The following is a 17,814-nucleotide window of genomic DNA, read 5'->3' as shown; positions in this document are numbered from 1 at the left end:
CAGCCGCTGTCGCCCGGCCCGGCCCGCGTCCCGGCCGCCCCAGCCGTGCCCGGCCACCGCCCGCGCGGGGCCGCCGCCGCCGCCGTCATCCGGACACCAGCCCCGACTGGTACGCGAAGACGACGAGCTGCGCCCGGTCCCGGGCGCCCAGCTTGCCCATCGCCCGGCTGACGTGGGTCCGCGCGGTCGCCGGGCTGACCACCAGCCGGGCGGCGATCTCGTCGTTGTTCAGCCCCTCACCGACCAGGCCGACCACCTGGCGCTCCCGGTCGGTGAGCGCGTCGAGCCGCGGATGCGGACGGGGCACCCGGGACGGCCGGGTGGCGAACTCCCGCACCACCCGCCGGGTCACCGACGGCGACAGCAGCGCCTCCCCCTCGGCGACCAGCCGGATCGCCCGCAGCAACTCGGCCGGCCGAGTGTCCTTGGTGAGAAAGCCGCTCGCCCCGTGCCGTAGCGCGTCGAAGACGTACTCGTCCAGCTCGAAGGTGGTGAGCACCACCACCCGCGTACCGGCCAGGTCGGGATCGGCGACGATCCGGCGGGTGGCCTCGATTCCGTCGATACCCGGCATCCGGATGTCCATCAGCACCACGTCCGGTCGTTCCCGGCGGGCCAGCTCCACCGCCCGCAGCCCGTCGGCCGCCTCACCGGCCAGCGCCAGGTCGTCCTCGCTCTCCACCAGCGCGCGTAACCCGAGCCGGACCAGGTCCTGGTCGTCGGCGATCAGCACCCGGATCACGCGGACGGCTCCACCGGCAGCCGGGCGTACACCCGGAAACCGCCGTCGGGGCGCGGCCCGACGGCAAGCCGCCCACCCAGCGCGTCGACCCGCTCCCGCATCCCGGCCAGACCGTGCCCGCCGGTCCCGTCGGCGGCGGGATCCAGCCCGTCGCCGGTGGCACCCGCGCCCCGGTCGGTGACCTCGACGGTCAACTCGTCGACGTGGTAGCCGACCGTCACCTCCGCGCTGGCCACCCCGGCATGGCGCAGGACGTTGGTCAACGCCTCCTGCACCACCCGGTACGCGGCCAGATCCACCGCCGCCGGCAGCTCCCGGGGATCACCGACCACCCGCAGCTCGACGTCGAGTCCGGCCCCGGCGAGCCGGTCACGCAGCGCCGGGAGCCGCGCCAGGCCGGGCACCGGCCCACGCTCCGCGCCGCGCCGCACCGCCCCCAGGGTGACCCGCAGCTCGTCCAGTGCCTCCCGGCTGGTCCGGCTGATCGCGGTCAGCGCGGTCTCCGCCTGCTCCGGCCGTTTCGGCAGCAGGTGCAGGGCGATCTCCGCCTGCATGCTGATCGCGGCCAGCCCGTGCCCCACCACGTCGTGCACCTCCTGCGCGATCCGCAGCCGCTCCTCGTCGGCCTGCCGCCGGGCCTGCTCGGCGCGGCTGCGAGCCTGCTCGGCACGACTGCGGGCGACCGCCTCGCGGTTGACCCGCACCACCATCCCCACCGCGAACGGTACGACCGCCCAGGCCGACGCGGGCAGCACTCCGGCCCAGCCCGGGGCCGGGCCCCGGGACCAGAAGACGTGCGTCTGCAGCAGCACGAACGCGCCGCCGGTGGCGAGCGCCGCCGGCCGCACCGGCAGCCGCACCGCCACGGTGTACACCGCGATCAGGAAGGTGAGCAGGATCGGTCCGTACGGGTAGCCGAGCACGAGGTACGTCGCGGTGGCCACGGTGACCACGGCGAGAGTGACGACCGGGGCGCGCCGCCGGGCCAGCAGGGCCAGCGCGGCGACCGCGATCAGCACCCGGCAGGCGGCGTCCACCGGCCTCGACCCCGGTTGGTTGTCTCCGGCCAGGCCGGTGGCGAGCAGCCCGAATCCGAGCAGCACCAGGGCGAGCACGGCGTCAGCGCCCGTCTCCCGCCACCCTCGCTGCCCGCTGCCTCGCATGGCCGTCATTCTGCCCGCGCCGATGCCATCGGGCGTGCGTCCAAGAGCGGCACCGCAGCTACGCCCCCGGACGTACCCGCCGCCCCAGCGAGCCCGCCTCTTTCGGCCACTCTTCGCCGCACGCCTGTTCAGAGGAGCGCCGTCCAGGGGGCACTGTCCGCAGGAACGCCGTCCGGGAGCATCCGGACAATGCCCCCTGGACTGCACCTCTCCGGACGGCACTCTTCCGGACGGGCTCGACAGCGCTCCCGACGGGCGGTGAGACCAGCCGAAAGGCTCGGGCGCGCGCCCGGGCGGCGGCGGACACCTCCGCGAGCGTTATGAGTCTGGGGCATAAATATGACTCTGAGGTATAACGCTTGCGAGCGAGACGGGCTGGCACGAGGGTCGGGCGGACGGATCATGCGGGGGCGCGGCGGCCGGACAGCGCCGGCCGGCAGCGCCAGCGGCGGGACAGCAACGGCCCGGCAGCGCCGACGGCCGGACAGCAACGGCCGGACAGTGGCGGCAGCCGGACAGCGGCGGCAGCCGGACAGCGGCGGCAGCCGGACAGCGGCGGCAGCCGGACAGCGGCGGCAGCCGGACAGCGGCGGCAGCCGGACAGCGGCGGCAGCCGGACAGCGGCGGCAGCCGGACAGCGGCGGCAGCCGGACAGCGGCGGCAGCCGGACAGCGGCGGCAGCCGGACAGCGGCGGCAGCCGGACAGCGGCGGCAGCCGCGGTACTGGCAGCAGGCATAACGTCCGGGGCAACGTCCGCCTCGCTGGGGGCGGCCGCGCCGAGCTCACCGATGAGGTGGTGCGGCGGCCAGGTGACCGCGCAGCCGGGCGTAGGGCGTCGGGCGGTCGCGGCGGATCCGATCGCGGGTCAGACGGCGGCGAGGACCGCGGCCTCCAGGCGGGCCCGGGTGGCGTCGTTCGGCCAGCCGCCGACCAGGTAGAAGGCGTCCACCACGTCGGCGCCGAGGGTGGAGATACGGGCCGCGCGGACCAGGGCACCCGCCTCGTCGAGCGCGCAGGTGACCCGGTAGAGCAGCCCGGCGGCGTCGGAGGCGCGCAACTCCAGCAGCACGGCGTCGGTGGCCGCCTCGCGGTGCCAGACCACCCGGGGGGCCGCGCCGCCGCCCCGGGCGGCGAACGCACGGCCGCGCAGCCGTTGGGTGACCGACACGTCGCCGGCGACCGCCCGCCGCAGGTCGGCGCGGAGCGGGACCGGGTCCGGCGGTAGACCGTAGCGCGGCTGCACCCGGCACTCGACCAGAGCCCGGCCGTCGACCGCGGAGGCGTCCGCGGAGATCACTTCCAGCCGGTGCAGGGCCAGGCAGCCGGCCACGGTGGCGAGCAGGCCCCGCCGGTCCGCCGCGGCCACCGCCACCCGGTCCCCCGTCAGGTGGACGACCGGCAGAGGCCCGGCCAACAGCGTCGGGTCAGGGGCCGGCGGTTCCGGCAGCACGCCGGTGTCCAGGGCGGTGCGGACCCGGACGACCAGCTCGGCGACCAGCCGGCCCTTCCAGTCCGACCAGGCCGCCGGCCCGGTGGCCGCTGCGTCCGCGCGGACCAGCGCGTGCAATCGGTCGAGGGTGCCAGTGTCGCCGACCGCCTCGGCCACCGCTGCGATGGTCACCGGGTCGGCCAGGTCCCGGCGGGTGGCCACGTCGGGCAGCAGCAGGTGCAGCCGGACCAGCGTGCCGATCAGCTCAACCTCCCCGGCGGGCAGACCGATCCGGGTCGCCACCGCCTCGGCCAGCGGCACGCCGACCGCGCTGTGATCCCCGGGCAGTCCCTTGCCGATGTCGTGCAACAGAGCGCCGAGGAGCAGCAGGTCCGGACGGTCCACCTCGCGGGAGTGCCGGCTGGCCTCGTGGGCGGTCTGCACCAGGTGCCGGTCGAGGGTGTACCGGTGCACCGGGTTGTGCTGGGGCAGGCTGCGCAGCCGGGCCCACTCGGGCAGCCAGCCGTCGACCAGGCCGTACCGGTCGCAGGTCTCCCAGGCCTGCACCAGACCGGGACCGGCGCCGAGCAGGGTGGTCAGCGCGGCCCGGGCCTCGGCCGGCCAGGGCGCGGGCAGCGGCGGGCAGTACGCGGCCAGCCACTCGCAGGTGGCCCGGGCGATGGGCAGCCGGGTGGTGGCCGCCGCGGCGGCCACCCGCAGCGACAGGCTCGGGTCGGGGCGCGCCCCGATGGCGGTGCGGGCCAGCACCAACTCGCCGTCTTGCTCGACCACGTCCCGGGCCACCGGGCGGCGCAGCGGGCGCCCGCTGGCACCTCGGGAGCGGCCGGAGCGCAGCCGGTCCGCGGCGCGGAAGGCATCGTCGAGGGCGTGGCTGACGGTGCGCGCGTCCCCCGCCACCCGGCGCAGCAGGGCGTCACCGTCGTGCACCGCGGCTCCGTCGCGCTGCGCGGAGTCGGGCGCGCCGAGCTGGGGTTGTCGGAGGCCGAGCAGCGCGGCCACCCCGTTGCGTTCCTGGGCGACCAGGCGGTCGACCCGCCGGCCGACCTGCTGGTGCAGGGCGTCGCGGGTGTCCAGGAGGCGCAGGTGGGCGGCGCGTACGGCCGGACGCAGCGCGTCGGTGATCCCGGCGGCCGCGATGGCCCGCAGCAGACCGACGTCGCGCAGCCCGCCAGCGGCCTCCTTCAGGTCGCCTTCGAGCAGGAACGCCAGCTCGCCGTGGGCCTGCCAACGGGCGGCGGTGACCTCCCGCAGGCCGGGCAACTGGCGCACGGCGGTACGCCGCCAATGGTCGGCGGCGGTGCGGATCAGCGCGTCGGCCAGCTCCGGGTCGCCAGCGACCAGCCGGGCGTCGAGCAGCCCGAGGGCGACCTTGACGTCGTCCTGGGCCACCGAGAGGGCCTCCGTGACGGTGCGCACCGAGTGGTCCAGCCGCAGGCCGGCGTCCCAGATCGGGTACCAGAGGGAGGCTGCCAGCTCGTCCGTGCCGGGTACCCCGGCGTGCAGCAGCACCAGGTCCAGGTCCCCGTACGGGGCGCACTGCCGCCGCCCTAGCCCGCCGACCGCGAGCAGGGCGATCCCGCCGCGGTCCGGCAGCAGGGAGGCCAGCCAGGAGTCGTACGCGTCCGCCCGCGCGGCCCGCGCCCCCTCTCCGATCCCCCCGGGTACGCCGACGACCTCGTTGATCAAGAGGTTCGCGTCGCCGTCGCCGGGGTGTTCTGACGCATTCTTCTTGATCAACGAGGCCATCGGATGGGACTCCCTACAGGGCGTCGAGGCCGCGTTCGCCGGTACGCACCCGGACGACCTCCTCGACGCCGGTCACCCAGACCTTGCCGTCGCCGATCTTGCCCGTGCGGGCGGCACCGACGATGGCGTCCACGATCTTGTCGACGTCGATCTCGTCGGTGAGCACCTCGACCTTGATCTTGGGCAGGAACTCGACCGTGTACTCGGCACCCCGGTAGACCTCGGTGTGCCCCTTCTGTCGCCCGTACCCCTGGACCTCGCTGACGGTCAGCCCGGCCACCCCGAGGGCGTGCAGAGCCTCCTTCACCGCGTCCAGCTGATAGGGCTTGATGACCGCGGTCACCAGTTTCATCCGAGTCGCGGCGTGGCAACCCGGCCGTTCAGGGCCGGGAGGAAACGCCGCTCCCTCCCTCCGGCGATCGTCCTACACAAATGGGTTATAGAATGTTGCCTATGGGTCATGCGGTGAAGCGGACGTACAAGTACCGCTGTTACCCGTCCCCCGAGCAGGCCGAGCAGCTCAACCGCACCTTCGGCTGCGTTCGGAAGGTTTACAACCTGGCCCTCGACGCCCGCACTCGAGCATGGTCCGTGGATCGACAGAGCACCACCTACGTGCAAACCTCGGCCTGGCTGACCGAGTGGAAACGCACCGACGAACTCGCTTTCCTGAATGAGGTCAGCTCGGTGCCGCTCCAGCAGGCTTTGCGGCATCTTCAGGCGGCGCTCGCCGCGTTCTGGGACAAGCGGTCCCGCTACCCCCGGTTCAAGTCGAAGCGCAGGTCGAGAGCGTCGGCGGAGTACACCCGCTCGGCGTTCCGTTGGCGTAACAGGCAGCTCACTCTGGCCAAAATGGACACCCCGCTGGCGATCGTGTGGTCCCGTCCCCTGCCCGAGGGGGCGCAGCTGTCGACGGTCACGGTGTCCCGGGATGCCGCCGGGCGGTGGTTCGTGTCCCTGCTGGTCGAAGATCCGACCATCAAGACGCTGTCGCCGGTGGACTCGGCGGTCGGGGTGGATGCCGGGATCACCAGTCTGGTCACCCTCTCCACCGGGGAGAAGGTCACGAACCCGCGGCACGAACGCGCCGATCGGCGCAAGCTCGCCAAAGCCCAGCGGGAGCTGTCCCGCAAGGCCAAGGACTCCCGCAACCGGGCCAAGGCCAGGTTGAAGGTGGCCCGCATCCATGCCCGCGTCGCCGATCGGCGGCGTGACCTGCTGCACAAGCTGAGCACTCGACTCGTCCGCGAGAACCAAACGGTCGTGATCGAAGACCTCAGCGTGCGCAGCATGCTGCGAAACCACAGCCTGGCCCGGGCCATCTCCAACGCGGCCTGGTCCGGCCTCCGCAAGATGATCGAGTACAAGGCCGCCTGGTACGGCCGGCAGGTGATCACCGTCGACCGGTGGTACCCGTCGTCCAAGACCTGCTCGACGTGCGGCCAGATCAACACCTCCATGCCGCTGTCGGTCCGCTCGTGGACGTGCTCCGGCTGCTGCACGACCCACGACCGAGACATCAATGCAGCGAAGAACATCCTCGCCGCCGGGCTGGCGGAGAGGTGAAACGCCTGCGGAGCTGACGTAAGACCCCACGGGAACCCTCCCTACGGGCAGTCGGTGATGAAACAGGAACTCTCACCGGTGACGGCGGGATTTCCGGCCTTCAGGACCGGAAGGATGTCAAGTCCAACCCCTCCATCAGCGCACAGCAGCAACGTCAACCGGCGATCTTCTCGCCCACGGGCGCGGCGGCCGGTTCGGCGGCGGCCTCCGGCGTCGGCTTCCCGGAACCCGAGGTGAGCCCGGCCATCGCGAAGGCACCACCGCCGCTGCTGCCCGTGGTGGGCGAGAGGTCGTACGCGCTCTCCGCGTGCTCGGCGACGTCGATGCCGGCGACCTCGTCGTCGGCGTCGGCGCGCAGGCCGATCACGGCCTTGACCGCGAGGGCGATCAGCACCGCCACCCCGAAGGAGTAGACCGAGACGATGCCGCTGGCCAGCGCCTGCCGGCCGAGCTGGGTCACCCCACCGCCGTAGAACAGGCCCTCGCTGGCACCCAGGCCCTCGATCGCCGAGTTGACCTGCAGGGTGGCGAAGAGGCCGATGAACAGCGACCCGATCCAGCCGGCCACGAAGTGCACGCCCACCACGTCGAGGGAGTCGTCGAAGCCGAGCTTGTACTTCAGGCCGACCGCGTAGGCGCAGACCGCACCGGCGATGAGGCCGAGCAGCACCGACGGCAACGGTGCGATGAAGCCACAGGCCGGGGTGATGGCGACCAGGCCCGCGATGGCCCCGGAGGAGGCCCCGACCAGGGTCGGCTTGCCGCTGCGGATCCACTCCACCACGATCCAGCCGAGCACGCCGGCGGCCGTGGCGACCTGGGTGTTGACGAAGGCGACCGCGGTGGTGCCGTCGACGGTCAACTCCGAGCCCGCGTTGAAGCCGAACCAGCCGAACCAGAGCAGGCCGGCGCCGAGCGCGACCAGCGGCACGTTGTGCGGCTTGAAGCTCTCCCGGGGCCAGCCGACCCGCTTGCCGAGGATCAGCACCAGGCCGAGCGCCGCGGCGCCGGCGTTGATGTGCACGGCGGTACCGCCGGCGAAGTCCAGTGCCTTGATCTTGGAGCCGATGAAGCCGCCGCCCCACACCCAGTGCGCCACCGGCAGGTAGACGAGGGTGAACCAGGCGAACGCGAAGAGCAGCCAGCCGGAGAACTTCAACCGGTCGGAGACCGCGCCGCTAATCAGGGCGACCGTGATGATCGCGAACATCATCTGGAAGACCATGAAGACGTACGTGGGGATGCCGGTCCCCGCGCCGAGGAAGAGCCACTCCTCGCCGATGAAGCTGGTCTCCGTGCCGAGGTACTGGGTGAAGCTGCCGATCACGTTGTTGACCCCGGCGTTGCCGTTGGTGCCGAACGCCAGGGTGAAGCCGTAGATGACCCAAAGAACAGAGATGAGCCCGATCGCGGAGAAGCTCATCATCATCATGTTGAGCACGCCCTTGGACCGGTTCAGCCCGCCGTAGAACAGTGCCAGACCCGGCGTCATGAGCAGCACGAGCGCAGACGACAAGAGCAACCAGGCGGTGTTGCCGGTGTTGATCTCCACGCTGCCTCCTCTCGGTGTGGAAGTCCTCCCGTCGGCTGAGAAGTGAGCAGCATCGCCCGTCAGCCGGTTGCGCGGAAGCTTCGTTGCCGGCTGTTTCACCCGTGGTCCCCGACCGGTTTCCGTTCGGTGACGGCTTGTTTCGTACGTGTGACGGGAACCGCACAGGCAGCGGCATGGACGGCGGTGGATCGGCCGGGCGGCGGGCGTCGATGACTAACCGGCCGACCCCATCGACCGGCGGGCCCGCCCAGCGGCCGACCCCATCGACCGGCCGGCTCAGCGCAGCGCGTTCTCCAGGGCGTGCCGCTCGTAGTCGAGCAGCCGCAGGTCGCGCATCGGCCGGCGCAGGTGGCCCTTGTGCACGATTCGGACGAAGGCGGGCTCACCGGCTGCGGCCATCCGGCGGATGCCCTCGACGTGGTCGACGATCCGCTTGCGGATGGTCCGGATCAGCCGGTGCCGATCCCGGGGGATCAGCCCGTACGCGTCGGCGAAGAGCCGCAGCCGGCGGGGCCGGTCCGGCCGCTTCCAGCCCAGGGTGATCGAGTCGCGGTCGGCGAAGATCGGCACCCAGGTCCAGGCCGCGTACGCCACGTCGTAGATCCGTGCGCCCGGCGAGGCCAGGTCGAAGTCGATCAGCCCGAGGGTGCCGTCCGGCCGCCAGATCACGTTGTGCGGGGCGGCGTCGTGGTGGCAGATGACCTCGGTGTCCGGTGGCGGCGGCCCGAACGAGCGCCAGACCGCCCCCGGCGGCGGGGTGAAGCCGTACTGGGCGTCGTGGAACATCCGCAGCATGGTGGCCACCGTGACCAGGGCCTCGTCGGTCACCCAGTGCGGGGCGAGCGGGTATTCCCCGCACTCCCCCTCCAGGTACGAGAGCACCTCGCGGTTGCGCTCGTCCATGCCGAGCGCCCGGGGGGCGCCGGTGAACCCGACGTACTCCAGGTGGCGCAGCAGGGCGTGCACCGAGGGGGTCCACGGCCCGGCGTTGCGGCGGACCGTGTCACCGACCCGGACCACGGTGCTCACGTTGCCGCCGTGCAGCGGGATCTCCTGCGAAGTCACGTACGGTCTCCCGAGGCGCTGCGAGGGGTGGCCGGGGTCGCGCCAGCCCGCGTACGCGCGATCGTCAGTGGTCACCCGAGACTACGCGTCCCGTCCGGCCTCGACGCCCAGCAAGGCATCGACGAACTGCACCGGATCGAACGGGGCCAGGTCGTCCTTGCCCTCGCCGAGGCCGACCAGCTTGACCGGGATGCCGAGCTTGCGCTGCACGGCGATCACGATGCCGCCCTTGGCGGTGCCGTCGAGCTTGGTCAGCACCACGCCGGTCACGTTGACCACCTCGGTGAAGACCCGGGCCTGCTCCAGGCCGTTCTGGCCGGTGGTGGCGTCGAGGATCAGGATCGTCTCGTCGATCGGGCCGTGCTTCTCCACCACCCGCTTGACCTTGCCCAGCTCGTCCATCAGGCCGACCTTGTTCTGCAGCCGGCCGGCGGTGTCGATCAGCACGGTGTCCACGCGGGTGTCGATGCCGCGCTTGACCGCGTCGAAGGCGACGCTGGCCGGATCGGCGGCCTCGGGACCGCGGACGGTCTCCGCGCCGACCCGCTCCCCCCAGGTCTGCAGCTGGTCGGCGGCGGCGGCCCGGAAGGTGTCGGCCGCGCCGAGCAGCACGCTGCGACCGTCGGCGACCAGCACCCGGGCGATCTTGCCGCAGGTGGTGGTCTTGCCGGCGCCGTTGACCCCGACCACCAGCAGCACCGCCGGCACGCCGTCCTTGGGAGTGGTCTTCAGCGTCCGGTCCAGCGTCGGGTCGAGCGCGTTGACCAGCTCGGCGGCGAGCAGCGCGCGCAGCTCGAAGGCCGAGCGGGTGCCCAGCACCCGGGTGCGTTCGCGCAGCCGGTCGACGATGTCGCGGGTGGCGTCGACGCCGACGTCGGCGGTGATCAGGCTGTCCTCGATCTCCTCCCAGGCGTCCTCGTCGAGGTGGTCGCGGGCGAGCAGGCCGAGCAGGCTCTTGCCGAAGACGTTCTGCGAGCGGGACAGCCGCGAGCGGAGCCGGACCAGCCGCCCGGCGGTCGGCTCGGGCACCTCGACGGTCGGCACCTCGATGACCGGTGGCGGCTCGACGAGGACACCGGTGGACAGATCGGACTCCGGTGCCTCGACCGGCGGGCCGGCGAGATCCTCTTCGGCCCGGGTGTCGACCTCGGTGCGCGGCAGTGGGGGCTCGGGCCGACGCCGCAATCGCGGCACGACCAGCCCGACTGTGCCGACGATCAGCACACCGAGCAGGACCAGAGCGAGGACGAGATATTCGGCCATGCCGGAATCCTGTCAGATGCCGGCCGCGGCGTCCCAGCCACCGCACCCGGCCGGTGCCGGGAACCGGCGGTAGGCTCGGCCGCATGCCCGCCGCACACCTGCTCATCGGCCCCCTCCTGCGGCGCGTGGTGGACACCCGGGCGACCATCTGGGTGGAGACGGCGGCTCCCGCTGTGGTCACCGTCCGCACCGCGGACGGCGCCACCGGCACCGCACCGACCTTCTCGGCGTACGACCACCACTACGCGCTCGTGGTGGTGGAGGGGCTCACCCCGGACAGCGCGACGACCTACGAGGTGCTGGTCGACGACGAGCTGGTCTGGCCCGTGCCGAGCAGTGGCTTCCCGCCGAGCGTGATCCGCACCCGGGCCGCCGACGACCGCGACCAGCCGGTCAGCCTGCTCTTCGGCTCATGCCGGGAGACCACCCAGCACGCCACCACCCGCAAGCTCCCGCCGGACGCGCTGGACGCGTACGCCCGGCGGTTGATGGCTGACCCCGAGGCGAGCCGACTGCCCGACCTCCTGGTGCTGCTCGGCGACCAGGTCTACGCCGACGTCACCTCACCGACGGTGCGCCGGCTGCTGCGCCGGCGCCGGCGGCGACCGAAGGACGCCCCGGCCGACCAGGTGGTGAGCTTCGACGAGTACACGAAGCTCTACCTGGAGTCCTGGCGGGATCCGGAGATCCGCTGGCTGCTCTCCACCGTGCCGAGCGTGATGATCTTCGACGACCACGAGATCATCGACGACTGGAACACCTCGGCGGCCTGGCGGGACGAGGTCCGCGAGCAGCCGTGGTGGTCCGAGCGGATCGGCAGCGGGCTCGCCTCCTACTGGGTCTACCAGCACCTGGGCAACCTCTCCCCGGGCGACGTCGCCGCCGACCCGGTCTTCGCGAAGGTCGCCGCCGCCGAGGACGCCACCGGCGTGCTGCGCGAGTTCGGGCACCGCGTCGACCAGGAGTCCGACCTGGCGCACGACACCGAGCGCTGGCGCGCGGTGCAGTACCAGTGGAGTTACGCGCTGGACCTGGGCCGGACCCGGCTGGTGATGCTGGACAACCGGTGCAGCCGGGTGCTCGACCGGGGCAACCGGGCGATGCTGCCGCCGGGTGAGTGGTCCTGGTTCCTCGACCAGGCGCACGGGGTCTACGACCACCTGGTGGTCGGCGCCTCGCTGCCCTGGCTGCTGCCGCAGGGCATCCACCACATCGAGGCGTGGAACGAGAAGCTCGCCGACTCGCGCCGGCCCTGGGTGGCGCGCGGGGCGGAGAAGCTGCGGCGGGCTCTGGACCTGGAGCACTGGGCGGCCTTCCGGCGCTCCTTCGAGGCGCTCGCGGAGACCTTCGCCCGGATCGGCACCGGCACCCCGAGCCGGTCCGGCGCTCGGGTCGGCGCCGGCCCGGCGTACGCCCCGCCGGCGTCGATCAGCGTGCTGTCCGGGGATGTGCACCACTCGTACGTGGCCCGGGCCCGGTTCGCCGACCCGGCGGTGGTCACTCCGGTGCACCAGCTCACCTGTTCGCCGATCCACAACCAGGTGCCGGCCGGCATCCGTCCGCTGATGCGGCTCGGCTGGTCGGCCGGCCCGGCGGGGGCGACCCGGACGCTGGCCCGCTCTGCCGGTGTCCGCCACCCGGGGGTGCGCTGGCGCAAGCTGGCCGGCCCCTACTTCGGCAACGCGGTGGCCACTCTGACCCATCGGGGGCGCGCGGCTGAGGTAACCATCGAGGGCACGACCAAGGACGGGCGACTACGCCGGGTGATGCACCGCCAGCTCTCCGGCAACGGCTGAGCCGGCCCACCGTAGTCTCTACGCCGTGGACGACGAGCGCCTGCCGGAGCCGATCCGGGCGGTCGAGCATGAACTGACGGCCCTGCTGCGTCGTGGCCGGGCGGTCTCCTGGGAGATCGCCCGGGAGGTGCACCCGAACCTCGAACCGAACACCTACGGGCTGCTGCTCTGGCTGCGCCGGAGTGGCTCGATCCGGTTGACCGAGTTGGCGGGACGGCTCGGGGTGGGCAAGGGGACGCTGAGCCGGCAGATCAACGGGCTGGAAGCGCTCGGCCTGGTCCACCGCGACCCCGATCCCAGTGATCGGCGGGCCGCGCAGATCAGCCTCACCGAGGAGGGTCAGCGCCGGTTCGACGTCGCCCGGTCCGCCCGGTTGGGGGAGTTCCTGCGCGCCCTGGACGGCTGGCCGGCCCGGGACGTCGAGGAGTTCGCCCGGCTGCTCGGCCGGTTCAACGACTCCTGGATCTGACCGGCGAATACGGGGAATGCCGGCGCGGTCCGACAAGTTGTTGCTTTAGGCAACCAACCCGTACGGTTGCTTCAGGCAACTTCTGGGCGGCACTCGCTTCACGGCCCCTGCCGCTCCACCTCGACTCCACCCGGAGGCAGCAACGATGACCCAGGCGACAGCGCCCACCCGGGCGACCGGCGTCGACATGACCCACCGGCAGATCCTGGAGGCACTCTCCGGTCTGCTGCTGGGCATGTTCGTCGCGATCCTCTCCTCCACGGTCGTCTCGAACGCGCTGCCGCGGATCATCACCGAGCTGCACGGCGGTCAGTCCGCGTACACCTGGGTGGTCACCTCGGCCCTGCTCGCGACCACCGCGACCACCCCCATCTGGGGCAAGCTCGCCGACCTGACCAGCAAGAAGCTCCTGGTCCAACTCTCCCTGGGGATCTACGTGCTGGGCTCGGTGCTGGCCGGCGCCGCACAGGGCACCAGTGAGCTGATCGCCTGCCGGGTGCTCCAGGGCATCGGCGCCGGCGGCCTCACCGCGCTGGCCCAGGTGATCATGGCGACCATGATCGCGCCGCGCGAGCGGGGCCGCTACAGCGGCTACCTCGGCGCCGTGTTGGCCGTCGGCACCATCGGCGGCCCGCTGATCGGCGGCGTGATCGTCGACACCTCGTGGCTGGGCTGGCGCTGGTGCTTCTACGTCGGCGTGCCGTTCGCCATCGCCGCGCTGGTCGTGCTCCAGAAGACCCTGCACCTGCCGGTCGTGAAGCGGAAGGCGCAGATCGACTGGTGGGGCGCCACGCTGATCACCGCGGCCGTCTCGTTGCTGCTGATCTGGGTCTCGCTCGCCGGTAACCAGTTCGACTGGACCTCCTGGCAGTCCGCCGTCATGGTGATCGGCGCGCTGGTGCTCGGCGCGCTGGCGATCCGGGTGGAGACCCGGGCCGCCGAGCCGATGATCCCGCCACGGCTGTTCCGCAACCGCACCATCACCCTGGCCGTCGTCGCGAGCATCGCGGTCGGCGTGGGCATGTTCGGCGCCTCGGTCTTCCTCGGCCAGTACTTCCAGATCAGCCGCGGCCAGAGCCCGACGATGTCCGGCCTCATGACCCTGCCGATGATCCTCGGTCTACTGGTCGCCTCGACGCTGAGCGGTCGGATCATCACCAAGACCGGCCGCTGGAAGCGGTTCCTGGTGATCGGTACGGCGCTGCTCACGGCCGGCTTCGCGCTGATGGGCACGCTCCGGGCGGACACGAGCTTCACCCTGCTCGGCATCTACATGGCGCTGGTCGGCATCGGCCTCGGCATGACCATGCAGAACCTGGTCCTCGCCGTGCAGAACACCGTCGGCACGCACGAGCTCGGCGCGGCCAGCTCGATGGTGGCGTTCTTCCGCAGCCTGGGCGGCGCGATCGGCGTCTCCGCGCTCGGCGCGGTGCTCGGCCACAAGGTCACGGGCTACACGTCCGAGGGCCTGGCCCGGCTCGGCATCTCCGCGTCCAGCTCGGGCGGCGGTGGCGTCCTCCCCGACGTGCACACCCTGCCCGGCCCGATCCGGGCAGTGGTGGAGAGCGCGTACGGTCACGGCGCCGGCGACATCTTCCTGGCCGCTGCCCCCTTCGCGCTGATCGCGCTGATCGCTGTGAGCTTCATCAAGGAGGTGCCGCTGCGGCAGCACGCCGGCTCCCCGGTCGGCACCGAAGTCGAGCAAGAATCAACCATCGGGGCGGGCGCTGGTGCCGCCGTCGTCCGTACCGGCGAGCAGAGGTGAGGTAGGCAGCCATGAGCGTGGGAGCACCAGACCGCGAGGAGTACGGGCCCCGGACCCGCCCGCTGCCCTTCGAACGAGGCACGGACGGGCCGCGGGTGATCATGGTGGGCGTGGACGGCACCCGCACCTCCGAGCGGGCCGGCTCCTACGCCGCCGGCCTGGCGCGCCGGCAGGGCGCCGCGCTGGTGGTGCTCTTCGTCAGCTCGGCGAGCGGACTGACCGCCCTGGTGCCCGGGATGGACGCCGGCGCCGTGCAGCGCACCCACGACGAGTTGGCCGACGAGCTGCGCCGGGAGTGCCGGCGCGGCGCCGAGGAGCTCGGCGTACCGGTGACCTTCCTGTGCCGGCGCGGCGACGCGTACGGCGAACTGTGCGCGGCGGCCGACGAGTTCCAGGCCGACATGGTGGTGGTCGGCGCCTCGGAGCAGGCCGGTCACCGGCTGGTCGGCTCGGTCGCCACCCGCCTGGTCCGCACCGGCCGCTGGCCCGTCGTCGTGGTGCCCTAGGCGCGAAGGAAGGGCACCTTGTTAACGCCTGGAGTGGTACAGGGGGCCCTTCTTAACGCGCCGGCGGTAATGCGCTCGCCGTTGTCGGTGGGTACCGCCAGGATGGCCCGATGACCTGGAGAGCACCTGAGATCGACCGCAAGCCCGAGCCCTACGTCGGTGACGAGCGCACCATGCTCGACGGATGGCTCGACTACCAACGCGAGACCCTGCTGCTCAAGTGCGCCGGGCTCACCGCCGAGCAACTGAAGATCCCGAGCGTGCAGCCCTCCGGGCTCACCCTGCTCGGCCTGGTCCGACACCTGGCCATGGTCGAGCGCTGGTGGTTCCGGATCCGCGCCGCCGGCGAGGACCTGGACGACCTCTACTGCACCGAGGCCAGCCCCGACGGCGACCTGGACGACGTCGCCGACGCCGACGCCGAGCGTGATTTCGCCACCTACGCTGCCGAAGTCACGGCGGCCCGAGCGGCTGCGGCCGCACTCTCCCTGGATCACACCTTCGTGCGCCGCCGCCGCGACGGCAGCGCCGACGAGATGAACGTCCGTTGGGTCTACGTGCACATGATCGAGGAGTACGCCCGGCACAACGGCCACGCCGACCTGATCCGCGAGCGGATCGACGGCGTCACCGGCGACTGACCCGGCCGGTCAGCTCGGTCGCCCGGCCCGCAGCATGTGCTCGCCCAGCGGGGTCAGCGTGTGCAGCACCGACGAGCCGGCCCGGTGAGTGGCGATCAGCCCGGCCTGGCGCAGGGTACTGGTGTGCTGGCTGGCCGAGGCGACCGAGATGCCCACCGCCCGGGCCACCTGTGACGTGCTGGGGCCGTCGACGATCACCCCCAGCACCGCGGCCCGGGTCCGCCCCAGCAGATGGGCGAGGGGCTGGTTGGTGGTCAGCTCCCGCCGGGCCGGCCGGATCGGGTAGGTCAGCACCAGCGGGCCGGCCGGGTCGTCGAGCACCGCGGGCTGCGGCACGAAGTACGACGGCACCAGCGTGACGCCCCGGCCGCCCGGCGACAGACCGACGTCGGCGCCGAAGGCGCACCGGTACGACAGCTCGTACGTCTCACCCGTCGGCGTGAAGTGCAGGTGCGGGCTGAGGTCACGGAGCACCCGGTCGAGTCCCACGTCCCCGATGGCTCGACCCCGCACCGCCCGGTCGGCGTGCACCGCCGCGACGATCGTCTCCCAGTACGCACCGACCGCGACGGCGTGGAACGCCACCATCGCGTCGAGCAGCCGGCGCACCGCCGCCGGTTCCCCGGCGGCGAGCGGACCGACCCGGGGTGGCAGCTCACCGGCCTCGATCCGGGGCCGCAGCTCCGCGGTGAGGGCCGCCGTGGGGGTGGCCGCGACCTCGGCCAGCGCAGCGCCCAGTTCGCTGCCGAAGCCGGGCGGGGTGAGGAAGTCCGGGAACCAGCGCTCCTGGCGGCACAGGTCCAGGTACGGCCGCATCTCCGGACGCAGCGCGGCCCGGGTGCGGGCCCGCCACGCGGCCAGGTGCTCCGGCACGGTGGCCTGGAACAGCCGCTGCCCGGCCGCCCCCAGCTCCAGCAACACCGACGGCGCGGAGCGCAGCACGGTACGGCCGAGGTCCGCCGCGCTCAGGTGCAGGGTCACCACGGCATCGACGCTAACCGCCTTTCAGCCGCACGTGAAAGGGGGTGGAGAGGGGCCTGCGGTCCGGCGATCCTCGGCGCATGAAGAAGCTGCTCGCCTCGACCACCGCAAGCCTGGCCGTGCTGACCGTCGCCGTACCCGCGCCGGCGCTCGGCGCCGGCCCGCGCCCTGACACGTACGTGGTCTCCCGGGAACCGGGGGTGCTGCCCGAGGGGATCGCGGTCACCCCGGACGGCACTCTCTACGTCACCAGCGTCGGCACCGGCACCGTCTACCGCGGTCACGTACGAGACCGGAAGCTGCGGCCGTTCCTGCCGGCGGGCGCCGACGGGCGTACCCGGGCCGCCGGTGTGCACGTCGACCGGCGGGGCCGGCTCTTCGTCGCCGGCTGGGACACCGGCACGCTGTTCGTCTACGCCTCGGACGGCGGGCTGCTGGCCCGCCGCACGGCGCCTGACGCCGTCCTCAACGACCTCGCGATCACCGCCGATGCCGTGTACGTCACCGACTCGGTCACCGGCACCGTGTGGCGGGCGTCGCTGGACGGCCCGGAGGTCGGGGACCTCGTCCCGTGGCTCACCGCCGCCGACTTCCCGGCCGTGCCGGGCTTCCTCAACGGCATCGCCGTCGCCGACGGCGGGCGGGTGGCGCTCGTCGCCGACCAGGGCAGCGGCGAGCCGGGCACGGAGCGGCTGTGGCGGGTCGACCTGGTCGAGCGGACGGCAACGGTCGTCGAGGTGGTCAACGGGCAGATGGGCGCTGACGGGCTGCTGCTGGAGGGCGACAAGCTCTACGGAGTGGTGAACTTCCCCGACGGCGCGGGCGGCTGGGCCTTCGCGGTGAACCTGGCGATCCTGAACGCCGACCTGCGGACGGCCCGGGTCGTGCGGCAGTCCCGCCCGGCCAGCCTGACGCAGTCACCGACCACCGTCGTCCGGGACGCCGGCCGCCTGCTGTGGGTGAACAGCCAACTCAACGCCCCCACCCCGGCTCCGCCGTTCACGGTCACCCAGGTCCCCGGCCTGCACTGATCCACTGCACCTCGCCGAGGTGGCGGCGTCGCTCACCGGGACGCCACCATGTCGGCGCGACGGTGCCGATCGGCCGC

The 17,814-nt window shown here is 72.7% G+C and carries 15 protein-coding genes; 7 read left to right on the top strand and 8 right to left on the bottom strand.

The window, feature by feature from the left end; translation table 11 throughout:
- Positions 1–85: 85 nt before the first annotated feature.
- The 4 genes from BUS84_RS30530 to BUS84_RS30515 form a co-directional block, all read right to left on the bottom strand.
- On the bottom strand, positions 86–742 hold the full coding sequence (locus BUS84_RS30530) for a response regulator transcription factor (protein ID WP_074317759.1): 657 nt from the start codon (positions 740–742) through the stop codon (positions 86–88).
- Complete coding sequence (locus tag BUS84_RS30525; RefSeq protein ID WP_244298779.1) at positions 739–1,905, bottom strand: sensor histidine kinase; 1,167 nt, start codon at positions 1,903–1,905, stop codon at positions 739–741. The genes BUS84_RS30530 and BUS84_RS30525 overlap by 4 nt, the downstream gene beginning before the upstream one ends.
- Positions 1,906–2,771: 866 nt before the next feature.
- Complete coding sequence (locus BUS84_RS30520; protein WP_074317756.1) at positions 2,772–5,102, bottom strand: [protein-PII] uridylyltransferase; 2,331 nt, start codon at positions 5,100–5,102, stop codon at positions 2,772–2,774.
- 13 nt (positions 5,103–5,115) lie between these two features.
- Positions 5,116–5,454 carry a P-II family nitrogen regulator gene (locus BUS84_RS30515; RefSeq protein ID WP_074317754.1) on the bottom strand — a complete coding sequence of 113 codons (339 nt, stop codon included), beginning with the start codon at positions 5,452–5,454 and terminating at the stop codon, positions 5,116–5,118.
- 101 nt (positions 5,455–5,555) lie between these two features.
- Between BUS84_RS30515 and BUS84_RS30510 the strand changes: the two genes are divergently transcribed.
- Positions 5,556–6,668: an RNA-guided endonuclease InsQ/TnpB family protein gene (locus tag BUS84_RS30510; RefSeq protein WP_074317753.1), complete on the top strand. Its 1,113-nt coding sequence runs from the start codon at positions 5,556–5,558 to the stop codon at positions 6,666–6,668.
- Positions 6,669–6,822: 154 nt separating this feature from the next.
- Here BUS84_RS30510 and BUS84_RS30505 read toward each other — a convergent pair whose 3' ends face one another.
- The 3 genes from BUS84_RS30505 to ftsY all read right to left on the bottom strand — a co-directional run bounded on the left by BUS84_RS30505 (position 6,823) and on the right by ftsY (position 10,548).
- Positions 6,823–8,220 (bottom strand): ammonium transporter, encoded by a 1,398-nt coding sequence (locus tag BUS84_RS30505; protein WP_074317751.1) that lies wholly within the window; start codon positions 8,218–8,220, stop codon positions 6,823–6,825.
- A 276-nt stretch (positions 8,221–8,496) separates the two neighbouring features.
- Entirely contained in the window at positions 8,497–9,360 is an 864-nt protein-coding gene (locus BUS84_RS30500; protein ID WP_192580334.1) for an aminoglycoside phosphotransferase family protein, read from the bottom strand.
- Positions 9,361–9,366: 6 nt separating this feature from the next.
- Positions 9,367–10,548 (bottom strand): signal recognition particle-docking protein FtsY, encoded by a 1,182-nt coding sequence (gene ftsY / locus BUS84_RS30495; protein ID WP_074317750.1) that lies wholly within the window; start codon positions 10,546–10,548, stop codon positions 9,367–9,369.
- Between the two features lie 83 nt (positions 10,549–10,631).
- On the opposite strand from ftsY, the gene BUS84_RS30490 reads away from it, so the two are divergent.
- The 5 genes from BUS84_RS30490 to BUS84_RS30470 all read left to right on the top strand — a co-directional run bounded on the left by BUS84_RS30490 (position 10,632) and on the right by BUS84_RS30470 (position 15,725).
- Positions 10,632–12,344: an alkaline phosphatase D family protein gene (locus BUS84_RS30490; RefSeq protein WP_074317748.1), complete on the top strand. Its 1,713-nt coding sequence runs from the start codon at positions 10,632–10,634 to the stop codon at positions 12,342–12,344.
- Positions 12,345–12,369: 25 nt separating this feature from the next.
- On the top strand, positions 12,370–12,813 hold the full coding sequence (locus tag BUS84_RS30485; protein WP_244298778.1) for a MarR family winged helix-turn-helix transcriptional regulator: 444 nt from the start codon (positions 12,370–12,372) through the stop codon (positions 12,811–12,813).
- 145 nt (positions 12,814–12,958) lie between these two features.
- Positions 12,959–14,578 carry an MDR family MFS transporter gene (locus BUS84_RS30480; protein ID WP_074317747.1) on the top strand — a complete coding sequence of 540 codons (1,620 nt, stop codon included), beginning with the start codon at positions 12,959–12,961 and terminating at the stop codon, positions 14,576–14,578.
- An 11-nt stretch (positions 14,579–14,589) separates the two neighbouring features.
- The gene (locus BUS84_RS30475) at positions 14,590–15,084 is read left to right on the top strand and encodes a universal stress protein (protein ID WP_244298777.1); all 495 of its coding nucleotides are present in this window, start codon (positions 14,590–14,592) and stop codon (positions 15,082–15,084) included.
- A 110-nt stretch (positions 15,085–15,194) separates the two neighbouring features.
- Positions 15,195–15,725, top strand: coding sequence for a DinB family protein (locus tag BUS84_RS30470; RefSeq protein ID WP_074317745.1), 531 nt, complete (start codon positions 15,195–15,197; stop codon positions 15,723–15,725).
- A gap of 9 nt (positions 15,726–15,734) precedes the next feature.
- On the opposite strand, the gene BUS84_RS30465 is transcribed toward BUS84_RS30470, so the two are convergent.
- Entirely contained in the window at positions 15,735–16,709 is a 975-nt protein-coding gene (locus tag BUS84_RS30465; RefSeq protein WP_074317743.1) for an ArsR/SmtB family transcription factor, read from the bottom strand.
- A 77-nt stretch (positions 16,710–16,786) separates the two neighbouring features.
- Here BUS84_RS30465 and BUS84_RS30460 point away from each other — a divergent pair, with 77 nt between their 5' ends.
- Positions 16,787–17,737: an SMP-30/gluconolactonase/LRE family protein gene (locus BUS84_RS30460; protein ID WP_074317742.1), complete on the top strand. Its 951-nt coding sequence runs from the start codon at positions 16,787–16,789 to the stop codon at positions 17,735–17,737.
- Positions 17,738–17,814: the final 77 nt, after the last annotated feature.

The sequence above is a fragment of the Micromonospora cremea genome, from assembly GCF_900143515.1.
Classification (GTDB): domain Bacteria; phylum Actinomycetota; class Actinomycetes; order Mycobacteriales; family Micromonosporaceae; genus Micromonospora; species Micromonospora cremea.
Note: the sequence above shows the minus strand (reverse complement) of the source record. Positions and strands in the feature narration are given on the sequence as shown.

Excerpts from the sequence above, each read along its gene's own strand:
- BUS84_RS30520 (WP_074317756.1), bottom strand. The coding sequence starts at position 5,102 with ATGGCCTCGTTGATCAAGAAGAATGCGTCAGAACACCCCGGCGACGGC.
- BUS84_RS30460 (WP_074317742.1), top strand. The coding sequence starts at position 16,787 with ATGAAGAAGCTGCTCGCCTCGACCACCGCAAGCCTGGCCGTGCTGACC.
- BUS84_RS30475 (WP_244298777.1), top strand. The coding sequence starts at position 14,590 with ATGAGCGTGGGAGCACCAGACCGCGAGGAGTACGGGCCCCGGACCCGC.
- ftsY (WP_074317750.1), bottom strand. The coding sequence starts at position 10,548 with ATGGCCGAATATCTCGTCCTCGCTCTGGTCCTGCTCGGTGTGCTGATC.
- BUS84_RS30480 (WP_074317747.1), top strand. The coding sequence starts at position 12,959 with ATGACCCAGGCGACAGCGCCCACCCGGGCGACCGGCGTCGACATGACC.
- BUS84_RS30525 (WP_244298779.1), bottom strand. The coding sequence starts at position 1,905 with ATGCGAGGCAGCGGGCAGCGAGGGTGGCGGGAGACGGGCGCTGACGCC.
- BUS84_RS30515 (WP_074317754.1), bottom strand. The coding sequence starts at position 5,454 with ATGAAACTGGTGACCGCGGTCATCAAGCCCTATCAGCTGGACGCGGTG.
- BUS84_RS30490 (WP_074317748.1), top strand. The coding sequence starts at position 10,632 with ATGCCCGCCGCACACCTGCTCATCGGCCCCCTCCTGCGGCGCGTGGTG.
- BUS84_RS30470 (WP_074317745.1), top strand. The coding sequence starts at position 15,195 with ATGACCTGGAGAGCACCTGAGATCGACCGCAAGCCCGAGCCCTACGTC.
- BUS84_RS30510 (WP_074317753.1), top strand. The coding sequence starts at position 5,556 with ATGGGTCATGCGGTGAAGCGGACGTACAAGTACCGCTGTTACCCGTCC.